Here is a 21,082-nt window from a genome sequence, read left to right on the forward strand (position 1 = left end):
GGGGGGGGGGCGCGGGCGCGGCCGTGTTCCGTGCCGGGCGCCCGGCCGGGGGGGTGGGGGCCGGGGCTTATGCGCCCGGCCCGCCCGGAGGGCGTCCGCGGCGGGGGAGGGGGCCGGTTTCCTTCGGGAGCCGTCCCGCTTCGGCCAGTGCCTTGCGCAGGAGGAACTCGATCTGGGCGTTCGCCGAACGCAGTTCGTCCCCGGCCCACCGGGCCAGTGCCTCGTACACCGACGGGTCCAGCCGCAGCAGCACCTGCTTGCGCTGCTGCGGCCGCCGCTGGGGGGTCGAACCCCCGGTGGGATCTGTCACTGGTAAAGGGTCCCTGTGTTCAGTACGGGCTGCGGCGCCCGGTCACCGCACAGGACGACCATGAGGTTGGACACCATCGCCGCCTTGCGCTCCTCGTCCAGCTCCACGATGTCCTGCTCCGCAATCCGGGCGAGCGCCGCCTCGACCATGCCGACCGCCCCGTCCACGATCTGGCGCCGCGCGGCGACCACCGCGCCGGCCTGCTGCCGCTGGAGCATCGCCGAGGCGATCTCCGGAGCGTACGCGAGATGCGTGAACCGCGACTCGATGATCCGCACTCCGGCCGCCTCCACGCGCGCGTGCAGCTCCACCGCGAGCTTCTCGGTGATCTCCTCGGCGTTGCCGCGCAGCGAGAGGCCGTCCTCCTCGTGGGCGTCGTAGGGGTACTCGATCGCGATGTGCCGCACGGCCGTCTCGGTCTGCGTGGCGACGAACTCCGCGTAGTCGTCCACCTCGAAGGTCGCCTGGGCGGTGTCCTGCACCTTCCAGACCACGACCGCGGCCAGTTCGATCGGGTTGCCGTAGGCGTCGTTGACCTTCAGGACGGCGGTCTCGTGGTTGCGCACCCGGGTCGATATCTTCGTGCGCGAGGTGAACGGGTTCACCCAGCGCAGCCCGTCCTCCCTGATCGTGCCCCGGTAGCGCCCGAAGAGCTGCACGACCCGTGCCTCGCCCGGCGCCACCGTGTTCAGCCCGCACATCGCGAGGAACGCGGCGATGGCGACCAGGATGCCGCCGACGATCAGTACGGCCTTTCCGCCGGTCGCCGTGACGGCCGTGGCGGCGGCGATCAGCCCGGCGCCGAGCAGCAGTCCGAGCAGCCCCAGCAGCAGCGCCAGCCCGCCGCCGATGCTGTGCGCGGGGAACTCCCTTACGCGCGGGGCGGGCATCTCGGGCACGTCGGCCGTGGCGGACGCGTCGTGCGTGGACATGGGTGGGCCCCCGTTCTCCTGGCGCCGGACTTCGCCGGCGCCTAGCTCAGTTCTAGCTAAGTGATAACACTTTACCCGTCCGGGCAACCCTCCAACCCCCCAGGCCGTCGGTTCTCTTGGGACAGCGTGCTGATTGTCACGCCCGTAAAAGGGCGGATCGCGACTCCTTTGTCATAGAGAGCGGTGTTAGCTTTCTGAGCTGACCTGAGACGGAAGCGGAGCGTAGGTACTCATGGGACGAGCGGAAGAGAGACGAGCGCGACAGCGCGGTGGCCACCGCGCGGCGCCCAGCCGCCGCCGCTCGCAGCCCACGGCGACCGACCGGGCCGCGACGAACGGCAAGCCCCCGAAGAGCCGAATACGCAGGCTCTTCACCTGGAAGAAGATCCTCGGCACGTTCTTCGGACTGTGCCTGCTGTGCATCGGCGCGTTCATCACGCTGTACCTGGCGGTGGACATACCGGCGGGCAACGTGGCGGCGCAGCGCCAGAGCAACGTCTACAAGTACAGCGACGGCAAGATGCTCGCCAGGGACGGCAAGGTCAACCGGGAGATCGTGGGCCTGTCGAAGGTGCCCAGGAAGGTGCAGCTGACCTTCGTGGCCGCCGAGAACAAGAGCTTCTACCACGACTCCGGCGTCGACTTCAGAGGCACCGCCCGCGGCCTGATCAACACGCTCTCCGGCAAGGGCAGGCAGGGCGGCTCGACGATCACCCAGCAGTACGTCAAGAACTACTACCTCGACCAGGAACAGACCGTCACGCGCAAGCTGAAGGAACTGGTCATCTCGCTGAAGGTGGACCGCGAGAAGAGCAAGGACGACATCCTCGCCGGTTACATCAACACCAGCTACTACGGCCGCGGCGCCTACGGCATCCAGGCCGCCGCGCAGGCCTACTACGGCGTCGACGCCCAGGACCTCGACGTCGCCCAGGGCGCGTACCTGGCGGCCCTGCTCCAGGCACCGAGCCAGTACGACTGGGCGGTCGCCTCCGACACCGGCAAGAGGCTGGTGAAGGCGCGCTGGAACTACGTCCTGGACAACATGGTCGAAGAGGGCTGGCTGGACAGGACCGACCGCCAGGAGCTGAAGTTCCCGGTGCCCAAGGAGCCCAAGGGCGCCCCGGGCATGGAGGGCCAGAAGGGCTACCTGGTCTCCCTCGCCAACGAGCAGCTGGAACAGCAGCTGATGAAGGACGAGGGCCTGTCCAAGGCCGACGCGGAGGCCAAGGTCCAGCACCAGGGCTGGACCATCACCCTGAACATCGACCGCGAGAAGCAGGCCGCGCTGGAGAACGCGGTCAAGACCCGGCTGACGAGCAAGCTCGACCCGAAGAAGCGCAAGGTCGACGGCGACGTCCAAGTCGGCGCCGTGTCGGTGGACCCCAAGACCGGGAAGATCGTCGCCCTGTACGGCGGCAAGGACTACTTCAAGCACTACTTCAGCAACGCCACGCGCCGGGACTACCAGCCCGCCTCGACGTTCAAGCCGGTCATCCTCGCCGCCGCGCTGGAGGACAACGCCACGACACAGGACGACAAGCCGATCACCGCCGACACGGTCTACGACGGCACCACCCGCCGTCAGGTCCTCGACCACGGCACCAAGGTCGGCTTCGCCCCGCCGAACGAGGACAACGCCAGCTACGGCGACATCACCGTCCAGCAGGCGATGAACAAGTCCGTCAACTCCGTCTTCGCGCAGATGGGCGTGGACGTGGGTATGAAGCAGGTCATGGACACGGCCGACAAGCTGGGCATGGACACCGACGGCATGCAGGCGGTGCCCGCGCAGACGCTGGGCTCCATGGGCGCCAGCCCGCTGGAGATGGCCGGGATCTACGCGACCTTCGACCACCACGGCCAGAAGGTCACGCCCACCATCGTCAAGTCGGCGGAGAAGAAGGACGGCACGATCGAGATGGACGACCCGATCGGCAGCCAGGTGATCAGCCGGACGGCCGCCGACTCGGTGACCTCCGTACTGACCGGAGTGGTCGACGACGGCACGGCCCAGACCTCCGTGGCCAAGAACCCGCTCCGCAACGGACAGCAGGTGGCGGGCAAGACCGGCACGTCCGACTGCAACCGCTCCGCCTGGTTCACCGGCTACACCCCGGACCTGGTCACCTCGGTCGGCCTGTTCGGCGAGGCCGCCAAGGCCGGGGGCGCCGGCTGCGACGGCAAGCCGATCAGGAAGAACGACCATGTCCCGCTGACGGGGGCCATGGGCGGCGGCCGCGTGAACGGCGGCGGCCCGCCGGCGCAGATCTGGGCGACCTACACCTTCGGTGTCACGGACAAGGCCGAGTTCGACCTCAACACCACGCAGGGCGCGGCGGTCGAGCCGACGGAGAGTTTCACCTTCTCCCAGCCGCCGACCGCGAGCACGTCCGCGCCGCCGACCTCGGCGCCGCCGACCTCCGGATCCCCGACGTCCGTGACCCCGTCGGCCCCGCCGAGCAGCAGCGCGCCCCCGTCGTCCGCGCCTCCGACGACCTCGCAGCCGCCGAGTTCGTCGGCCTCGCCGACGGGCGGCACGGACGCCCCGCTCGACCCGGTCGGGCCCGGCGGCCAGTAGGACGGCCGGCAGGACGAGGAACGCCGAAGGGCGCCCGGTGCGAACCGGGCGCCCTTCGCGCTGTCCTCCACCGCCTCCGGCAGGCCCTACGTCCGGTTCAGCTCGAACCAGACCACCTTGCCGGTGCTCAGCCGGGTCGCGCCCCAGCGCCGGGCCAGCCGGTTCACCAGGTACAGTCCGCGCCCGCCCTCGTCCGTGGCCCGCGCCTGGCGCAGGCGCGGCAGCTGCGGGACGTCGTCGCCGACCTCGCAGCGCAGCACGTCGGTGCGCAGCAGCCGGAGGGTGACCGGCCGGGAGGCATACCGCACGGCGTTCGTCACGACCTCGCTGACCAGCAGCTCGACCGAGTCACTGAGTTCCTCCAGACCCCAGCGGGCCAGCGCGCGCCGGGCCAGCCGGCGGGCCCGGCCGGGGGCCGCGTCCTCCGGCTCCAGGAACCAGTACGCCACGTCGCTCGGCGCGATCCCGTCGAAGCGGGCGGCGAGCAGCGCGATGTCGTCGTCCCGGTCGCCCGGGCCGAGCATGTCGAGCACCTCGTCGCACAGGGCCTCGAGGGGCGGCGGATGGTCGGGCCCGGTCAGCTGGGCCGTCGCGGCGAGTCTCTCCCGCAGCTGCTCTATGCCGGTCCACACGTCCCTGAGGCGGGACTCCACCAGGCCGTCGGTGTACAGCAGCAGCGTGGCCCCGGCGGGCGCGTCCAGCTCGACGGCCTCGAAGTCGACGCCGCCGACGCCGATGGGCGCGCCCGGCGGCACCCGCAGCACCTCGGCCCGCCCGCCCAGGTGCAGCAGCACGGGCGGGGGATGGCCGGCGTTGGCGATGGTGATGCGGTGCGAGACCGGGTCGTACACGGCGTACAGGCAGGTCGCCATCCGGTCGGTGCCCAGGCGCTGGGCCTGCTCGTCCAGGTGGTGCAGCACCTCCTGCGGCGGCAGGTCGAGCCCGGCGAGGGTCTGCGCCGTCGTCCGCAGCTGGCCCATGATCGCCGCCGAGGTCATGGAGTGGCCCATCACGTCACCGACGACGAGGGCGACCCGGCTGCCGGGCAGCGGGATCGCGTCGTACCAGTCGCCGCCGACCCGTGCGGTCTCGGCGGCCGGCAGATAGCGCGAGGCCAGCCGGACACCGGTCGGGCGGGGCAGCGTCTCGGGCAGCATGGTGCGCTGCAGCTCGTCCGCGATGTACGCCTCGCGGCCGTACAGCACCGCCTTGTCGATGCCGAGGGCGCTGTGCGTGGCCAGCTGGGCGGCCACCAGCAGGTCGTCGCCCTCGAACGCCATCCGCTCCGGGCGGCGCAGGAACAGCGCGGCCCCGATCACGCGGCGCCGGCCGCGCAGCGGCGCGAGGATCGCGTGCTGTCCCCCGGGCACCAGGGCCTCGCCGCCGTCCCCCAGGAGCTCGGGCAGCGCGGCGCGGGCTGCGGGGGAGTCCGCGAACACCGGACGCACCCCGCGCAGCACCTCGTTGAGCGCGCCACCGGGCCGTACCTCGCACAGCTCGGCGGTCATCGCCGCCAGCTCCGGGAGCTCGGTCTCCGGTACCGGGGCGGGCAGGAAACCGCCCTCGGTGTCCCGTTCCTCCGGGATCCGGTCGGTGCGGCGCAGCCGGAGCACCACGGGCCCGACGGGGCGTTCGTCGCCGACCGGCAGCGGGTCGCGCAGGTAGACCAGGATCGCGTCCGAGAAGGTCGGCACGGTGGCCCGGCACAGACCCATCACGATCTCGTCGAGGTCGATGCCGCGGGCGATCCGCCGGGTCGCGGCACCCACGAACCGCAGCCGGTCGCCGTCCCGCCGCATCGGCAGCGGGCGGCCGGGCGGCAGCCCGCGGCCGGTACGGCGTTCCTGACCGCCGGGGCCGTGGTCCTGTTCGGCGCCCGGCTGGACCGGGATCTGCTCGGGTGCGGGCCGCGGACGGTGCGCGTCCTGCTCGGCGGCGGACGGCTGGGCGTGCTCGGGGCCGTTGACTGGGAGCTCCTTCCCCTTGCCGCAGGGCGCGGTGGTACCCGGCGAGGAGGGCGTCTCGCCGGTGCGGGCCTGTGCGGGTAAGGCCGCGGGACCGAGCGTCGTGGGGGCACGCATGAGCGCCCCGCGGGGCTCCGCGGGGTCGACGCCCGCCTGGGGGCGCTCGTAGGAGGTCGGCTGCTCCGTCACGCGTGTCGAATCCATCCGTCCGGGGCCCCGCGCCGTGCGCGCGGTTCGGCCCGCAGAAATGCCGATACCCGGAATACGTGCCCCGGGAACGGAATTCCCGCGTGGTCAGAGGCCGTTCCTGCGGCGGACCGTCTCCGGTCCGCGGTGGCCTTGCCCTCGTACCACTCGCTCACGTCCTGCCGCCCCTCGGTGACGTTCGATCAAGCCCGGTACTCGCCCCGGGAGTTGTAGGCCGGTCCGCCTTGCGGAGGACGATCCTACGGTTGTGGACCGGGGGCGCATCAAGGGTCTCATGAGGACACGTGCGCGGGCGTACGGGCCCAGTCCTCCGGCAGTGACGGTACCGCCCAGGACGGATCCGGGCGCCAGTGCTGCCAGCCGTCCGAGAACGGCGGGCCCCAGGCGCGGATCACCTCGACCGCGGCCCGCCCCGCCACCCGCACCCGTTCGGCGAGCCGGCCGTCCATCAGACCGTCCTGCTGGGCCTGCGCGAACTCGTCCTCGTCCCGCCAATGCCAACTGCGGTCCGGGTGCACGGAGATGTCGAGGAAGTGGTCCTCGGAATCGACCCCGCCGGCCCAGCGGACCAGCGGTTCCTCGAGATTGACATACCAGTTCTTGAACCGCCAGCCCGGCTCCCAGAACAGCCACACCGACCACGGCTCACCGGGCCGGGCCAGCTTCAGCACACCGGTCCCGAACCACCGGTCGCGCTGCACCGAGCGGGGCTTGGTGTAGCGCGACTCGAGCGGCTCCAGGTTGACGGGCGTACCGTCGGCGAGCACCGGCTTCACGCACTCGGTGCCCGGCGCCAGCCACACGGCCAGCAGTTCCTCGTCGTCCCGTACGACGGTGACGGGGCGCGCGATGTGGAAGCGGTCGCCGCCGTTCTCCCGGTACCGCCACAGGATCCGGCTCCCGGGCGCCCAGAACGGCGCAGCACCGCCCTCTTCCCCCCGTACCGCGCGTCTCACCGCTTCACCGTCTGCCATGCGCAGATATTAGGTGCCCCAGGCATACGACGCTGCGGTGAGCGTCACGGTTCCGGCCCCGTGGCCCGAATGGTTCGCGATCGGTTACGGGCGCGTCATACGCAGGACATCCAGCGCCTCGTCCAACTGCTCGAGGGTGAGGTCGCCACGCTCGACGTACCCGCTCTCGACCACCGCCTGACGGATCGTCTTGCGTTCCAGGAGGGCCTTCTTGGCCACCTTGGCGGCCTCCTCGTACCCGATGTACTTGTTGAGCGGGGTCACCACGGAGGGCGAGGACTCCGCGTACGCGCGGGCCCGTTCGCGGTGGGCCGTGATCCCGTCCACGGTCCGGTCGGCCAGCAGCCGGGTGGCGTTGGCGAGCAGCCGGATCGACTCCAGCACGTTCTTGGCGATGACCGGGAGCATGACGTTGAGTTCGAAGTTCCCGGACGCGCCGGCGGTGGCGATGGTGGCGTCGTTGCCGATCACCTGGGCGGCGACCATGAGGACCGCCTCCGGAACGACCGGATTGACCTTCCCCGGCATGATCGACGAGCCGGGCTGCAGGTCGGGCAGCGAGATCTCCGCGAGCCCGGTCATCGGCCCCGAGGACATCCACCGCAGATCGTTGGCGATCTTCGTCAGCCCGACGGCGATGGTCCTCAGCTGCCCACTGGTCTCCACGATCCCGTCCCGGGCACCCTGCGCCTCGAAGTGGTCGCGCGCCTCGGTCAGCGGCAGCCCGGTGACCCGGGCGACCTCCGCGATCACGGCGGCGGAGAACCCCGGCGGGGTGTTGATGCCGGTCCCGACCGCGGTACCGCCCAGCGGCAGCTCTGCGAGCCGGGGGAGCGAGGCGGTCAGCCGCTCGACGCCGTAGCGCACCTGTGCGGCGTACCCGCCGAACTCCTGTCCCAGGGTCACCGGGGTGGCGTCCATCAAATGCGTCCGCCCGGACTTCACGACGTCCGCGAACTCCTCGCTCTTGCGGCCGAGCGCGTCGGCGAGGTGCTCCAGGGCCGGGACGAGGTCCCGGGTGACGGCGGCCGTGGCGGCGATGTGCACGGAGGAGGGGAAGACGTCGTTGGACGACTGGGAGGCGTTGACGTGGTCGTTGGGGTGCACGGGCCGGCCCAGCCGCTCGGTGGCCAGCGTGGCCACGACCTCGTTGGCGTTCATGTTGGACGAGGTCCCCGACCCGGTCTGGAACACGTCGACCGGGAAGTGCTCGTCCCACTTCCCCTCGGCGACCTCCCGCGCCGCCTCCTGGATCGCCTCGGCCACGTCCTTGTCGAGCACCCCCAGCTCGGCGTTCACCTTCGCCGCCGCCCCCTTGATCCGGGCCAGCGCCTCGATGTGCGCCCGCTCGATCCGCTGCCCCGACACGGGGAAGTTCTCGACGGCCCGCTGCGTCTGGGCACGCCACTTGGCGTGGGCGGGGACGTGGACCTCGCCCATGGAGTCGTGTTCGATCCGGTAGTCGCTCATACCGCTTACAGCGACCGGGACCGCGACGATGTTCCGCCCCTGCCCGGCGCGGACCCGCCCGGCCTCCTCAGCCCGCCCGGCGTACGAAGACGAGCCCCGGCCCAGCCCGATGGGCCGCGGGCCGCGGCCTCGGCGGAGGCAGGGCCCCGCAGGAGCGCGGGCGGGGGCCCCGGCGGGCCCGGGACCGAAGCAACGCGGGGGTCTACGGGGCGCAGCGCTTGCGGTCCGGGGCGTAGCCCCGTGGGGGCGCGGGGGCGTAGCCCCCTGGCGGGTCCGAGGGCCGGAGCGCCGCGGGGGCTTACGCGGCGCGGGGTGCGGGGGCGGAGCCCCGCGGGGGTCCGGGGGGCGCGGCCCCTGGCGGGGGTGAAGGGGCGGAGCCCCTGGGACGGGAAGGGCGGGGGCGGCGGGGGCGAGAACCGTCCCCGCCGCGCCCGGAAGGGCTACGCCAGCCCCGGCCCCCGCACCGGAATCGACGTGAACGTCGGCTGCGGAGCCGGATTTTGAAAGAAGTCGTTGCCCTTGTCGTCGACGACGACGAACGCCGGGAAGTCCTCGACCTCGATCCTCCAGACGGCCTCCATGCCGAGCTCCTCGTACTCGACGACCTCGACCTTCTTGATGCAGTCCTGGGCCAGCCGCGCGGCGGGCCCGCCGATGGAGCCGAGGTAGAAGCCGCCGTGCGCGGCACACGCCTCGGTGACCTGCTTGCTGCGGTTGCCCTTCGCCAGCATCACCTTGGAGCCCCCCGCCGCCTGGAACTGCTCGACGTAGGAGTCCATCCGCCCGGCCGTGGTCGGCCCGAAGGAACCGGACGCGTACCCCTCCGGCGTCTTCGCCGGCCCCGCGTAGTACACCGGGTGGTCCTTCAGGTACTGCGGCATCTCCTCACCCGCGTCCAGCCGCTCCTTGATCTTGGCGTGCGCGATGTCGCGGGCCACGACCAGCGGACCGGTGAGCGAGAGCCGGGTCTTGACCGGGTACTTGGTCAGCTCGGCGAGAATGGTCTCCATCGGCTGGTTGAGGTCGATCCGCACCACGTCCGTGGCGTCGTCGAGCTGCTCGTCCGTCGTCTCCGGCAGGAACCGCGCCGGGTCGGTCTCCAGCTGCTCCAGGAAGACGCCCTCCGCCGTGATCTTCGCGACGGCCTGCCGGTCCGCCGAGCAGGACACCGCGATGGCGACCGGGACGGACGCGCCGTGCCGCGGCAGCCGCACCACGCGCACGTCGTGGCAGAAGTACTTGCCGCCGAACTGCGCGCCGATCCCGATCTTCTGCGTCAGCTCGAAGACCTTCTGCTCCAGCTCCTTGTCCCGGAAGCCGTGTCCGAGCGGCGAGCCCTCGGCCGGGATCTCGTCCAGGTAGTGCGCGGAGGCGTACTTGGCGGTCTTCAGCGCGTACTCGGCCGACGTGCCGCCGATCACGATCGCCAGGTGGTACGGCGGGCAGGCGGCCGTGCCCAGCGAACGGATCTTCTCCTCCAGGAACCGCATCATGGAGGCCTCGTTCAGGATGGCCTTCGTCTCCTGGTACAGGAAGGACTTGTTGGCCGAGCCGCCGCCCTTCGCCATGAACAGGAACTTGTAGGCGCCGCCGTCCGTGGCGTACAGCTCGATCTGCGCGGGCAGGTTGGAGCCGGTGTTCTTCTCCTCCCACATGGTGAGGGGAGCCATCTGCGAGTAGCGCAGGTTCAGCTTCGTGTAGGCGTCGTAGATGCCGCGGGAGAGCGCCTCCTCGTCGCGGCCCTCGGTGAGCACGTTCTGCCCGCGCTTGCCCATGACGATCGCCGTGCCGGTGTCCTGGCACATGGGCAGCACGCCCGCCGCCGCGATGTTCGCGTTCTTCAGCAGGTCGAGCGCGACGAACTTGTCGTTGGCCGACGCCTCGGGGTCGTCGATGATGCGGCGCAGCTGGGCGAGGTGGGCCGGGCGCAGGTAGTGCTGGATGTCGTGGACGGCCTCCTCGGCCAGCTTGCGCAGCGCCTCCGGCGCCACCTTGAGGAACGTCCGCCCGTCGGCCTCGAAGGTGGAGACACCCTCGGAGGTCACCAGCCGGTAGGGGGTGGTGTCCTCTCCTTGGGGGAGCAGATCGGTGTACTCGAACTCCGGCATCTCAGCCCATTCCTCACTCTACGAACGGCCGCCCGCCGACGTTGGCGGGCGCTCACCAGCGTAGAACCTGCCTCCGGCGGGGGGGCCTGTGAGGTAAGGCTCAGTCCGCCACGCCGAGCCCGGCACACCCCCTAGTCGCGATCTATCGCGTTTCGGTACTCTGCTGCCGTGGACCTTCAGAAGCAGGCTCAGCAGCCGGACGCGGGACAGCGCGTCACCGAACTCCGCGCCTCGGACGCCGACCGTGACCGCATCGCCGACATCCTGCGCGACGCCCTCGCCGAGGGCCGCCTGACCGCGGACGAGCACGCCGAGCGCGTGGAGGGGGTGCTGAACGCCAAGACGGTCGGCGAACTCGAGGTCTTCGTACGGGACCTGCCGGCCGGCCGGGGGCGTCAGGCGTCCCCGGGCTACACGCCCGTGCCGCCGCGCCCGGCCGCCGGCGCGATACCGGCCGAGGCCGACGCCAACGTGGTCGCCGTGTTCAGCAGCGCCGTGCGCCGGGGGCGCTGGCGCGCCGGGCGCAGACTGCACGCGTACGCCGTTTTCGGCAGCGTCGAGATCGACCTCAGCGAGGCGATCTTCGAGTACCAGCAGGTCGTGGTCAAGGCGGTGTCGGTCTTCGGCAACGTCGAGATCCGGGTGCCGGAGAACGTGTCGCTGCGCGGCACCGGCGGCGGGGTGCTCGGCAGCTTCGAGGTGGACACGCTCGACTCGGTCGAGTCCGACGCCCCCGTCGTCTACGTGGACGGATGGGCGGTGCTGGGCAACGTGGAGGCGCGGCCGAAGCGCGGCAAGCTCGTCGCGGACATCCTCGACCGCGTGCAGCGCAAGGTCGACAAGGGTTTGCGCACACACCTGGACCGTTGACGGTTGTGAAGGGGCGAGAACCGGAACGATTCGCTCCTTCTGCGGCGGGCGCACAGGGTCGCTAACCGGCCGCCGCGCTCCCGTGGCCGGGAACGCAGTGCATAGGCGCGCGCACAGCGGGTAGGGCTTGCTGCGTCGTCTCTCGCTCGCGAAGCCGTCGTCAGGAGTAGACCGTGCTGCAACCGCCGCATTCGTCCCTGCAGGTAGCTGCTGTTCCGGCCCAGCGGGTGCCAGTGCGGGACAGGGACCAAGACGCACCCTGGCACACCGAGGCCGTGTGCCGGCGCGACGAGGCAGGCCTGTTCTTCGCTCCCTCCAAGGAACCCACCGCCGCCCGGCTGTCCCGCGAGGAGGCGGCCAAGCGGGTCTGCGCACGCTGCCCCGTGATGGTCGAATGCCGCGAGCACGCGCTGCTCCAGCCCGAGCCGTACGGCGTCTGGGGCGGCCTCACCGCGGCCGAACGCCGCGTGGTCCTCGCCCGGCGCCGCCGCCGCGACCTGGAACTGAAGAAGGCGGCCCGGGCGGCGGCGGCGAGCCGCATAGCGGCGGCGGGGTAGCCGGCTCACGGACACGTGAACGGGGCGCCCCCTCCGCACCGGGAGCGCCCCGTTCACCCACGTCGCCCTGCTTACTTCGCCCTGTCGAAGTCGATCGCGCTGTACGCCCGCAGCTTGCGCAGCCGGTGCTCGGAGTCGATCCGCCGGACCGTGCCGGACCGGGAGCGCATCACGATCGACTCGGTCAGCGCGGTCTCCGACCGGTACCGCACACCACGCAGCAGTTCACCGTCGGTGATGCCGGTCGCCACGAAGAAGACGTTCTCCCCGGACACCAGGTCGTCCGTCGTGAGCACCCGGTCCAGGTCGTGCCCGGCGTCGACGGCCCGCTGCCGCTCCTCGTCGTCCTTGGGCCACAGCTTGCCCTGGATGGTGCCGCCCAGGCACTTCACGGCGCAGGCCGAGATGATGCCTTCCGGGGTGCCGCCGACACCGAGCAGCAGGTCGACGCCCGTACCCTCGCGCAGCGCGTAGACGGAGCCGGCGACATCGCCGTCGGAGATGAGCTTGATGCGCGCGCCGGCCTCCCGGACCTCCTTGATCAGGCCCGTGTGCCGGGGCCGGTCGAGGATGACGACGGTGACGTCCTCCGGCGTGGACCTCTTGGCCTTGGCGATCCGCTTGATGTTCACGGCCACGGGCGCGTTGATGTCGACGAACTCGGCGGCCTCCGGGCCGGTGACGAGCTTGTCCATGTAGAACACGGCGGACGGGTCGAACATGGCGCCGCGCTCGGCGGCGGCCAGCACCGCGATCGCGTTGGGCATGCCCTTGGCGGTCAGCGTGGTGCCGTCGATCGGGTCGACGGCGATGTCGACCTCGGGCCCGGTGCCGTCGCCGACGTGCTCCCCGTTGAAGAGCATGGGGGCTTCGTCCTTCTCGCCCTCGCCGATGACGACCACGCCGTTCATCGACACGGTGGAGACGAGGGTCCGCATGGCACGCACCGCGGCACCGTCGGCGCCGTTCTTGTCGCCGCGCCCGACCCAGCGGCCCGCGGCCATCGCCGCCGCTTCGGTCACCCGGACGAGCTCGAGGGCGAGGTTGCGGTCGGGAGCCTCGGACGGGACGTCCAGTTCTGAGGGCAGGTGATGATGCTCGGTCATCGGAGCGCACCTTTCTGATACGACGACGGCCGGATGAGGGTGATAATCCCCGACTCTATCGCCAGGCCGACAAAATGAGCAGGGGACCCCACGGATGAGCGCGCCGGGCACCTGCGACGATAGAAGGCGTGGCAGGCACGAACGGCAAGCAGAAGACGGTCCGGGGCATGATCCAGTCCCTGGCCGTGATCGGGGTCGCGGCGGGCGTCATCTACCTCTTCGTCCCGCACGACGACCACGCTCCCGACCTCAAGCGGGTCGACTACCGGGTCGAGCTGCTCACGGCGCGGCGCGCCGCGGACTACCCGGTAGCCGCTCCCGAGGGCCTGCCCGGCAGCTGGAAGGCGACGTCCGTCCGCTTCCAGGGCGACCACTTCGACCGCTGGCATCTGGGTTTCCAGAACCCCGACGGTCAATACGTGGCGGTCGAGCAGTCCACTCAGAAGCGCGCGGACTTCATCGACACCGCGAGCCAGGGGGCGAAGACGACCGAGGTCACCGAGCGGATCGGCGACCGCACGTGGACGCGCTACACCGGCGGCCGCTACGACGCGCTCGTCCTCGAGGACACCCCGGGCTCCACGACGGTGGTGGCGGGCACGGCGTCGTTCGCGCAGCTGACGAAGATGGCCGAGGCGCTGAAGATGGCGTGAGCCACGGACCCGGCCGGGTGCGCCGGGTACGACCGAGGCCCCCCGGTGCTGCCGGGGGGCCTCGGTCGTGCGGGGGGCGGTTCAGACGGTGGTGACGACCTCGTCGTACGCCAGTCGCGGGGAGCGCGGGTAGAAGGCGCCCTCGCCCGGCTTGCCGATGTTGACGATCACCAGCGGGGTGTGGTCGTCGTCCAGGAACTCCTTGCGGACGCCCTCGGGGTCGAAGCCCGTCATCGGGCCGGCGGCCAGGCCGGCGGCGCGCACGCCGACGATGAAGTACGCGGCCTGCAGGGCGGCGTTCAGCGTGGCGGAGCGCTCACGCGCCGGGCGCTCGGCGAAGAAGGCGTCCTTGGCCTGCGGGAAGGCCGGGAACAGGGTCGGCAGCTCCTCGTGGAACTCGTTGTCCGCGGCGAGGATCGCGACCAGCGGGGCGGCGGCCGTCTTGGCCCGGTTGCCCTCGGCCATGTGCGGGACCAGGCGCTCGCGGGCCTCGGCGGAGCGGACGAGCGTGATGCGCAGCGGGGTCTGGTTGAAGGCGGTCGGACCGTACTTGACCAGGTCGTAGATCGCCTGCACCTGCTCGTCGGTCACCGGTTCGTCGGTGAAGGCGTTCGCGGTGCGGGCCTCGCGGAACAGCAGGTCCTGGGCGGCGCGGTCAAGTACGAGGGACATGGCTGAACTCTCTGTGGATGACGTCCGGGTCCGGGGCGCCGGACCGGCTGACGTCGACGACAGTACGCCAGAGAAGTTCAACGTTCAACCAAATTCGGGGCAACGTGATCCGTTTCACGCCGCTCCGCCGCGCCCGCCCCCGTGCCGCGCCCGCCCCCGGCCGCGCCTACTCCTCCTCCGCCGCCTTCTCCTCCTGGGCCAGCGCCGCGTCCAGCCGGGCCCGCGCCCCCTCCAGCCACCGCCGGCAGACCCCGGCCAGCTCCTCGCCCCGCTCCCAGAGCGCCAGGGACTCCTCCAGCGTCGTACCGCCCGCCTCCAGCCGCCGGACGACCTCGATCAGCTCGTCCCGCGCCTGCTCGTACCCGAGCGCCTCGTCCACCTTGCCGGTCATCCACCCATCCCTGTGTCCACTCGTACGGAGAACTCGCCCTCGGCGACCCGCGCCCGCAGCGCCTCGCCCGCCACCACCTCGTCCGGATCCCGCACCGCGTGCCCGTCGGCCTTCTGCAGCACCGCGTACCCCCGCTTCAGGGTCGCGGCCGGGGAGAGGGCCACCACGCGCGCGTGCGTGTGCGTCAGCTCCGAGTCGGCGCGGTCGAGGAGATGGCCGAGGGTGCGTCGACCGCGGTCGACGAGGGACGCCACGTGGTCGGCGCGCTCGTCGATCATCCGGTGCGGGTCCTCCATGCAGGGCCGCGCCAGCGCATGGGCCAGCCCCCGCTCCTCGCGCTCCACCAGCGCCCTGACGCACCGCCGCGCCCGGTCCCGCAGCTGCCGCACCCGGTCGAGCTCCTCGCCGACGTCCGGTACGACCTTCTTCGCGGCGTCGGTCGGGGTCGAGGCCCGCAGGTCCGCCACGTGGTCCAGCAGCGGATTGTCCGGCTCGTGCCCGATGGCCGACACCACCGGCGTGCGACAGGCGGCGACCGCCCGGACCAGCTGCTCGTCGGAGAACGGCAGCAGATCCTCCACACTGCCCCCGCCGCGCGCCACGATGATCACATCGACGGCGTCGATCTCGTCGAGTTCCTTCACCGCCTGCACGACCTGCGGTACGGCGTGCACGCCCTGCACGGCCACGTTGCGCACCTCGAAGCGGACCGCGGGCCAGCGGTGCCGGGCGTTCTCCAGCACGTCCCGCTCCGCCGCGGAGGCACGGCCGCACACCAGCCCGATCAGCTGGGGCAGGAACGGCAGCGGCTTCTTGCGCTCCGGCGCGAACAGCCCCTCGCCCGCCAGGGTCTTTTTCAGCTGCTCCAGCCGGGCCAGCAGCTCCCCGACCCCCACGGGCCGTATCTCGGCGGCCCGCAGCGACAGCTGCCCGCGCGGCGCGTACCACTCCGGTTTCGCGTGCACCACGACCCGGGCGCCCTCGCCGACGACATCGGCGACCGCGTCGAACACCTGCCGGTAGCAGGTGACGCTCACCGAGATGTCGTACGACGGGTCGCGCAGCGTCAGGAACACCACGCCGGCCCCGGGCCGCCGCGACAACTGCGTGATCTGCCCCTCGACCCACACCGCGCCGAGCCGGTCGATCCAGCCCCCGATGAGCCGCGAGACCTCGCCCACGGGCAGGGGCGCGTCCGCGGACGTGTTCACAGCCATGCGGTCGAGCGTAACGGCCGGTACCGACAACACCGCCCACGCCGGCCACGCCTCGGGCCGCCCCCGGGCGGCACCCGATCTTGGGGCCCCCGGCCCGGCCTTACGATGGGAGCATGACCGCTTCGTCTGGCCGCCGTGTCCTGCTCGCCGCCCCCCGTGGCTACTGCGCGGGTGTGGACCGCGCCGTGATCGCCGTCGAGAAGGCCCTGGAGCAGTACGGGGCCCCGATCTACGTCCGGCACGAGATCGTCCACAACAAGTACGTCGTGCAGACCCTGGAGAAGAAGGGCGCCGTCTTCGTCGAGCGGACGGAGGAGGTGCCGCCGGGCAACATCGTGATGTTCTCCGCGCACGGCGTCGCCCCGGTCGTGCACGAGGAGGCCGCGCGCGGGCACCTGGCCACCATCGACGCCACCTGCCCCCTGGTCACCAAGGTCCACAAGGAAGCCGTCCGGTTCGCGAACGACGACTTCGACATCCTCCTCATCGGGCACGAGGGCCACGAGGAGGTCATCGGCACCTCCGGCGAGGCCCCCGACCACATCCAGCTGGTCGACGGCCCCGAGGACGTCGCCAAGGTCGAGGTCCGCGACCCGTCCAAGGTCGTCTGGCTGTCCCAGACCACGCTCTCCGTCGACGAGACGATGGAGACGGTCGACGCCCTGAAGGAGAAGTTCCCGCAGCTCATCTCCCCGCCGAGCGACGACATCTGCTACGCCACGCAGAACCGCCAGCTCGCCGTGAAGCAGATGGGCGCCGAGGCCGACCTGGTCATCGTGGTCGGCTCCCGCAACTCCTCCAACTCCAAGCGGCTCGTCGAGGTCGCCAAGCTCGCCGGCGCCCGCGACGCCCACCTCGTGGACTTCGCGAGCGAGATCGACGAGGCCTGGCTGGCGGGCGTGAGCACGGTCGGCGTCACCTCCGGCGCCTCCGTCCCCGAGGTCCTGGTCGAACAGGTCCTCGAGTGGCTCGCCGAGCGCGGCTACGGGGACGTCGAGATCGTCAAGGCGGCCGAGGAGTCGATCACCTTCTCGCTGCCGAAGGAACTCCGCCGCGACCTGCGCGAGGAGGCGGCCGCCCTGGTGGCGGAGCGGGGCGGCTCGGGCACCCCGCAGGCGTGAGCGGCGTACGTCCGTGACATGACCACCCGCCGCACGTCGTAGCGTGGGTCCATGCAGATCTTCGGCGTGGACATCGGCGGATCCGGGATCAAGGGCGCTCCCGTGGACCTGGAGAGGGGCGACCTGGCCCAGGAGCGCTGCAAGGTGCTCACCCCGCACCCGGCGACACCGGACGGGGTGGCCGACGGCGTCAAGCAGGTCGTCGAGCACTTCGGCTGGACGGGCCCGGTCGGGCTCACCTTCCCGGGCGTGGTCACCGGCGGGGCGACGGTGCGTACGGCGGCGAACGTCGACAAGAGCTGGATCGACACCGACGCGCGCGCCCTGTTCAGCGGGCGGCTGGGCGGCCTGCCGGTGACCGTGGTCAACGACGCGGACGCGGCGGGCGTCGCCGAGATGGAGTTCGGCGCGGGCCGGGACCGCCGGGGCACGGTCGTCCTGCTCACCTTCGGCACCGGTATCGGCAGCGCCCTCTTCGTCGACGGCACCCTCGTCCCCAACACCGAGCTCGGTCACCTCGAGCTGCACGGCCACGACGCGGAGAAGCGGGCCTCCAGCAAGGCGAAGGAGGACCACGAGCTGACCTGGGAGCAGTGGGCGCACCGGGTGCAGAAGTACCTCGCCCACGTCGAGATGCTCTTCTCCCCGGAGCTGTTCATCATCGGCGGCGGCGTCAGCCGCAAGGCGGGCAAGTTCTTGCACCTCATCGAGGGCATCAGGGCCGAGATCGTGCCCGCGCAGCTGCAGAACAACGCGGGGATCGTGGGGGCGGCGATGCGGGCGGCGAAGGACGGGCAGGAGGCCGCCCCGCAGCCGGCGTGAGCCGCGGGGCCCCGAGCACGGCGGGGCGCCCGATCAGCTCGCGGCTCCCCTCCTGCTCGGGGCCCTCAGCCCGGCCGGCGCCGCAGGGTCCGGCGGCGCACCAGCCGGACCCTGCGTACGAGCACGATGACGCCGGCCACGAGCGTCCCCCCGTACAACCACCCCGCCTGGGTGGCCAGCGCGGTCACCAGCCCCATCAGCCGGCCCCCCATCCCCCCGGTGCTGTCCGCCACGGGGACCAGCCCCACCGCGAAGGCGATCGGCGCGATCACCGGCGCGGTCAGCAGGTCCCCGCCGCGCACCCACAGCGCGGTCAGCACGCACACCGGCAGGAACAGCACCCCGTACAGCGTCAGGGACGCCCCGAACAGCAGCTGGTCGAGACAGCCCAGCAGGAGCATGGCCGCACCGCCGAACAGCCCCCCGCCGAGCCCGGTGAGCCGGGGATCCGGCAGCCGTCGTGGGCGCGTCGCCGGCACCGCCTCCGGTGTCGGCCGGGCCGCCCGCGCCGTGCGTGGGGCGGGCCGTCTGTCCTCCCCCGGGCGGCGCCCTGCCTGCGGCGGAAGGTGCGTCGGCGCTGAGCCGCGTCGCGGTCCGTGTCGCTCGGGTGGCGTCCTGTGTTGCTCCACTGGACCAACCTAGGTCGGTTTATGTGCCGAATAGCCCGTCTGACACGCCGATGGGCCGAGCTTGTCCCAGCACTCGTCCAGACGTTCGACATGGCCACCGGGCGGATGCCGGGACGCCGTAGACTGGTGGATCGGCCGGTCCAGTTCTCTGGCCCCTCACCCCTGGCAGCCTCTGGCCCTCTCACCTTCGGGAAGTCGCAACGTGTCGCTCACGATCGGAATCGTCGGTCTGCCGAATGTCGGCAAGTCGACCCTGTTCAACGCCCTGACCAAGAACGACGTGCTGGCGGCCAACTACCCGTTCGCCACGATCGAGCCCAACGTCGGCGTGGTCGGTGTCCCCGACCCCCGGCTGGCCGAGCTGGCATCCGTCTTCAAGTCGGAGCGGATCCTGCCGGCCACCGTCGACTTCGTCGACATCGCGGGCATCGTGCGCGGTGCCTCCGAGGGTGAGGGCCTGGGCAACAAGTTCCTGGCGAACATCCGTGAGTCCGACGCCATCTGCCAGGTCATCCGCGCCTTCAAGGACGAGAACGTCGTCCACGTCGACGGCAAGGTCTCGCCCAAGGACGACATCGAGACGATCAACACCGAGCTGATCCTCGCCGACCTCCAGACGATCGAGAAGGTCCTGCCGCGCCTGCAGAAGGAATCGCGGATCAAGAAGGACGTCGCGCCGAAGGTGAAGGCCGTCGAGGAGGCCAAGGAGATCCTCGACAAGGGCGACACCCTCTTCTCCCAGGGCATCGTCCAGGGCAGCGAGCGCGCCGAGCTCCTGCACGACCTGCACCTGCTCACCACCAAGCCCTTCCTCTACGTCTTCAACGTCGACGAGGACGAGCTGACGGACGACGCCTTCAAGGACGAGCAGCGCGCCCTGGTCGCCCCCGCCGAGGCGATCTTCCTCAACGCCAAGCTGGAGGCGGACCTCGCCGAACTGGACGAGGACGAGGCCCTCGAACTCCTCCAGTCGGTCGGCCAGGACGAGCCCGGCCTCGCCACCCTGGCCCGCGTCGGCTTCAACACCCTCGGCCTGCAGACCTACCTCACCGCCGGCCCCAAGGAGTCCCGCGCCTGGACCATCAAGCGGGGCGCCACCGCCCCCGAGGCCGCCGGCGTCATCCACACCGACTTCCAGAAGGGCTTCATCAAGGCCGAGGTCATCTCCTTCGCCGACCTGATCGAGGCCGGCTCGGTCGCCGAGGCCCGCGCCAAGGGGAAGGCGCGGATGGAGGGGAAGGACTACGTGATGCAGGACGGCGACGTCGTGGAGTTCCGCTTCAACGTGTGATACGTCCGGCGAAAGGCCGTCTGACCTGCGACGGAGCGGGTTGGGCGGCCTGTGCGGTCCGCGCAGGGTCCGCAGTGTGCTGACGTCGGTCAGTGCGCGGGGAGCGGCTACGCCGCTTCGTCGGCCTGTGGCCGGGCGTCGGCGGACCGGTCCGCGTACGCCTTGCCGACCGCGGCCCGCGTCCGCTCCGCCGTTGAGCCCTCCCCGGTCGGGTGGAGCGCGACCAGGGGCAGCATCGAGGCCCGGCGCATCCACTGGACGGAGGGCAGGCCCGGCCGCTTCGGCGCCGTCGGCGGAGATCAGGCCGCGCAGACAGCCTCGTGTCCGGAAGGGGGCACCAGGTGGTCCCTGACCTGTCGAACGAAGGCGCGCAGGTTCGCCGACCGCGCGTCGCGCCGCCAGGTGAGCCAGGTCTCGGCGCGCCCCAGTTCGCCCTCGATGGGGTGGCAGACGACCCGGTTGCTGCCGGGGAGGCTCTCGAAGAGGCAGAGCGGCATCATGCAGATGCCGGCGCCCGCGGCCACGCACGCGAGCATGCTGTAGTAGGAGGAGATCTCCACCACCCGTCCGGGCGTGATGCCGTTCGCGGTCAGCCAGTCCTCGAACCGCTGCCGGTAGGAGCACACGGTGCCGAAGACGAAGACGGTGGGATGGGACTGCCGGAACTCGTCGTCGATCACCCGCACCGACTCGGGCGTGAGGATGACCAGGTGCTCGGTGAAGGCGTGCAGGCCCGTGAGGACGGGGGACGCCGGCGCACCGTCGGTGAAGACGGCGTTGACCTGCCCGTTGAGTACGTGATCGAACAGCATGCCGGACGCGCCCGCCTCGAGCTCGAGGTCCACCGCCGGGTAGCTGAGGTGGAACTCGGCCAGCAACGACGGGATCCGCACGGCCGAGGTGCTCTCCAGAGCGCCGATCCGGAACCGGCCGCAGGGCTGTTCCCCGGTGGCCAGCGACTTGGCCTCCCGGGCGAGGTCGATCAGTCGGCGGGCGTACTCGAGGAACGCCTCGCCCTCGGCGGACAGGGTCACCTGACGCTTGTCGCGCAGGAGCAGGTCCGTGCCCAGCTCCTTCTCCAGGTGCCGGATGCGGGTGGACACATTGGAGGGCGCTCGCAGCAGCTTCTCGGCGGCGGCGGTGATCCCGCCGTGCTCGGCCACGGCCACGAACATCTCCAGCTGGGCGAACTCCATCGTTCTCTTTC

General features: G+C 71.4%; 20 protein-coding genes. 7 read left to right on the forward strand and 13 right to left on the reverse strand.

What is annotated here, in order from left to right; translation table 11 throughout:
• Window positions 1-67 precede the first annotated feature (67 nt).
• Complete coding sequence (locus tag ABZX30_RS31560) at window positions 68-310, reverse strand: hypothetical protein (protein ID WP_355939733.1); 243 nt, start codon at window positions 308-310, stop codon at window positions 68-70.
• Window positions 307-1,242 carry an SPFH domain-containing protein gene (locus ABZX30_RS31565; RefSeq protein ID WP_355939736.1) on the reverse strand — a complete coding sequence of 312 codons (936 nt, stop codon included), beginning with the start codon at window positions 1,240-1,242 and terminating at the stop codon, window positions 307-309. Before ABZX30_RS31565 ends, ABZX30_RS31560 begins: the two co-directional genes overlap by 4 nt.
• Before the next feature lie 232 nt (window positions 1,243-1,474).
• Here ABZX30_RS31565 and ABZX30_RS31570 point away from each other — a divergent pair, with 232 nt between their 5' ends.
• Complete coding sequence (locus tag ABZX30_RS31570; RefSeq protein ID WP_355939739.1) at window positions 1,475-3,823, forward strand: transglycosylase domain-containing protein; 2,349 nt, start codon at window positions 1,475-1,477, stop codon at window positions 3,821-3,823.
• Between the two features lie 86 nt (window positions 3,824-3,909).
• Here ABZX30_RS31570 and ABZX30_RS31575 read toward each other — a convergent pair whose 3' ends face one another.
• The 4 genes from ABZX30_RS31575 to ABZX30_RS31590 form a co-directional block, all read right to left on the reverse strand.
• Window positions 3,910-5,976 carry a SpoIIE family protein phosphatase gene (locus tag ABZX30_RS31575; protein ID WP_355939742.1) on the reverse strand — a complete coding sequence of 689 codons (2,067 nt, stop codon included), beginning with the start codon at window positions 5,974-5,976 and terminating at the stop codon, window positions 3,910-3,912.
• 290 nt (window positions 5,977-6,266) lie between these two features.
• Window positions 6,267-6,968 (reverse strand): DUF402 domain-containing protein, encoded by a 702-nt coding sequence (locus ABZX30_RS31580; protein ID WP_355939744.1) that lies wholly within the window; start codon window positions 6,966-6,968, stop codon window positions 6,267-6,269.
• Window positions 6,969-7,052: 84 nt separating this feature from the next.
• Entirely contained in the window at window positions 7,053-8,438 is a 1,386-nt protein-coding gene (locus ABZX30_RS31585) for a class II fumarate hydratase (protein WP_355939747.1), read from the reverse strand.
• A gap of 440 nt (window positions 8,439-8,878) precedes the next feature.
• Entirely contained in the window at window positions 8,879-10,546 is a 1,668-nt protein-coding gene (locus tag ABZX30_RS31590; RefSeq protein WP_355939750.1) for a fumarate hydratase, read from the reverse strand.
• 168 nt (window positions 10,547-10,714) lie between these two features.
• Here ABZX30_RS31590 and ABZX30_RS31595 point away from each other — a divergent pair, with 168 nt between their 5' ends.
• Window positions 10,715-11,416, forward strand: a complete 702-nt coding sequence (locus ABZX30_RS31595; protein ID WP_355939753.1) for a DUF1707 domain-containing protein — start codon at window positions 10,715-10,717, stop codon at window positions 11,414-11,416.
• 173 nt (window positions 11,417-11,589) lie between these two features.
• Window positions 11,590-11,973 (forward strand): WhiB family transcriptional regulator, encoded by a 384-nt coding sequence (locus ABZX30_RS31600; protein ID WP_355939756.1) that lies wholly within the window; start codon window positions 11,590-11,592, stop codon window positions 11,971-11,973.
• 71 nt (window positions 11,974-12,044) lie between these two features.
• Here ABZX30_RS31600 and glpX read toward each other — a convergent pair whose 3' ends face one another.
• On the reverse strand, window positions 12,045-13,079 hold the full coding sequence (glpX, locus tag ABZX30_RS31605; RefSeq protein ID WP_355939759.1) for a class II fructose-bisphosphatase: 1,035 nt from the start codon (window positions 13,077-13,079) through the stop codon (window positions 12,045-12,047).
• Between the two features lie 128 nt (window positions 13,080-13,207).
• Here glpX and ABZX30_RS31610 point away from each other — a divergent pair, with 128 nt between their 5' ends.
• Window positions 13,208-13,732 (forward strand): DUF4245 domain-containing protein, encoded by a 525-nt coding sequence (locus tag ABZX30_RS31610; RefSeq protein WP_355939762.1) that lies wholly within the window; start codon window positions 13,208-13,210, stop codon window positions 13,730-13,732.
• Window positions 13,733-13,813: 81 nt separating this feature from the next.
• Here ABZX30_RS31610 and ABZX30_RS31615 read toward each other — a convergent pair whose 3' ends face one another.
• From ABZX30_RS31615 to xseA, 3 genes are all read right to left on the reverse strand, one after another.
• Complete coding sequence (locus tag ABZX30_RS31615) at window positions 13,814-14,404, reverse strand: malonic semialdehyde reductase (protein ID WP_355939765.1); 591 nt, start codon at window positions 14,402-14,404, stop codon at window positions 13,814-13,816.
• 166 nt (window positions 14,405-14,570) lie between these two features.
• Window positions 14,571-14,795, reverse strand: coding sequence for an exodeoxyribonuclease VII small subunit (locus ABZX30_RS31620; protein ID WP_355939767.1), 225 nt, complete (start codon window positions 14,793-14,795; stop codon window positions 14,571-14,573).
• A complete protein-coding gene (gene xseA / locus ABZX30_RS31625; protein ID WP_355939770.1) occupies window positions 14,792-16,012 on the reverse strand; it encodes an exodeoxyribonuclease VII large subunit in 1,221 nt (406 codons plus the stop codon). Before xseA ends, ABZX30_RS31620 begins: the two co-directional genes overlap by 4 nt.
• Before the next feature lie 113 nt (window positions 16,013-16,125).
• On the opposite strand from xseA, the gene ABZX30_RS31630 reads away from it, so the two are divergent.
• Both ABZX30_RS31630 and ppgK read left to right on the forward strand, forming a co-directional pair.
• A complete protein-coding gene (locus ABZX30_RS31630; protein ID WP_355939773.1) occupies window positions 16,126-17,133 on the forward strand; it encodes a 4-hydroxy-3-methylbut-2-enyl diphosphate reductase in 1,008 nt (335 codons plus the stop codon).
• 51 nt (window positions 17,134-17,184) lie between these two features.
• Complete coding sequence (gene ppgK, locus ABZX30_RS31635) at window positions 17,185-17,955, forward strand: polyphosphate--glucose phosphotransferase (protein ID WP_355939776.1); 771 nt, start codon at window positions 17,185-17,187, stop codon at window positions 17,953-17,955.
• Between the two features lie 65 nt (window positions 17,956-18,020).
• Here the strand turns inward: ppgK and ABZX30_RS31640 are convergent, their stop codons facing one another.
• Entirely contained in the window at window positions 18,021-18,584 is a 564-nt protein-coding gene (locus ABZX30_RS31640) for a DUF6542 domain-containing protein (protein WP_355939779.1), read from the reverse strand.
• A gap of 202 nt (window positions 18,585-18,786) precedes the next feature.
• Here ABZX30_RS31640 and ychF point away from each other — a divergent pair, with 202 nt between their 5' ends.
• Window positions 18,787-19,875: a redox-regulated ATPase YchF gene (gene ychF / locus ABZX30_RS31645; RefSeq protein ID WP_355939782.1), complete on the forward strand. Its 1,089-nt coding sequence runs from the start codon at window positions 18,787-18,789 to the stop codon at window positions 19,873-19,875.
• Window positions 19,876-19,982: 107 nt separating this feature from the next.
• On the opposite strand, the gene ABZX30_RS31650 is transcribed toward ychF, so the two are convergent.
• Window positions 19,983-20,126 (reverse strand): hypothetical protein, encoded by a 144-nt coding sequence (locus tag ABZX30_RS31650; RefSeq protein WP_355939785.1) that lies wholly within the window; start codon window positions 20,124-20,126, stop codon window positions 19,983-19,985.
• Between the two features lie 48 nt (window positions 20,127-20,174).
• The gene (locus ABZX30_RS31655) at window positions 20,175-21,071 is read right to left on the reverse strand and encodes a LysR substrate-binding domain-containing protein (protein WP_355939788.1); all 897 of its coding nucleotides are present in this window, start codon (window positions 21,069-21,071) and stop codon (window positions 20,175-20,177) included.
• Window positions 21,072-21,082 lie beyond the last annotated feature (11 nt).

It is taken from the genome of Streptomyces sp. NPDC004542 (assembly GCF_040610035.1).
Lineage (GTDB): Bacteria > Actinomycetota > Actinomycetes > Streptomycetales > Streptomycetaceae > Streptomyces.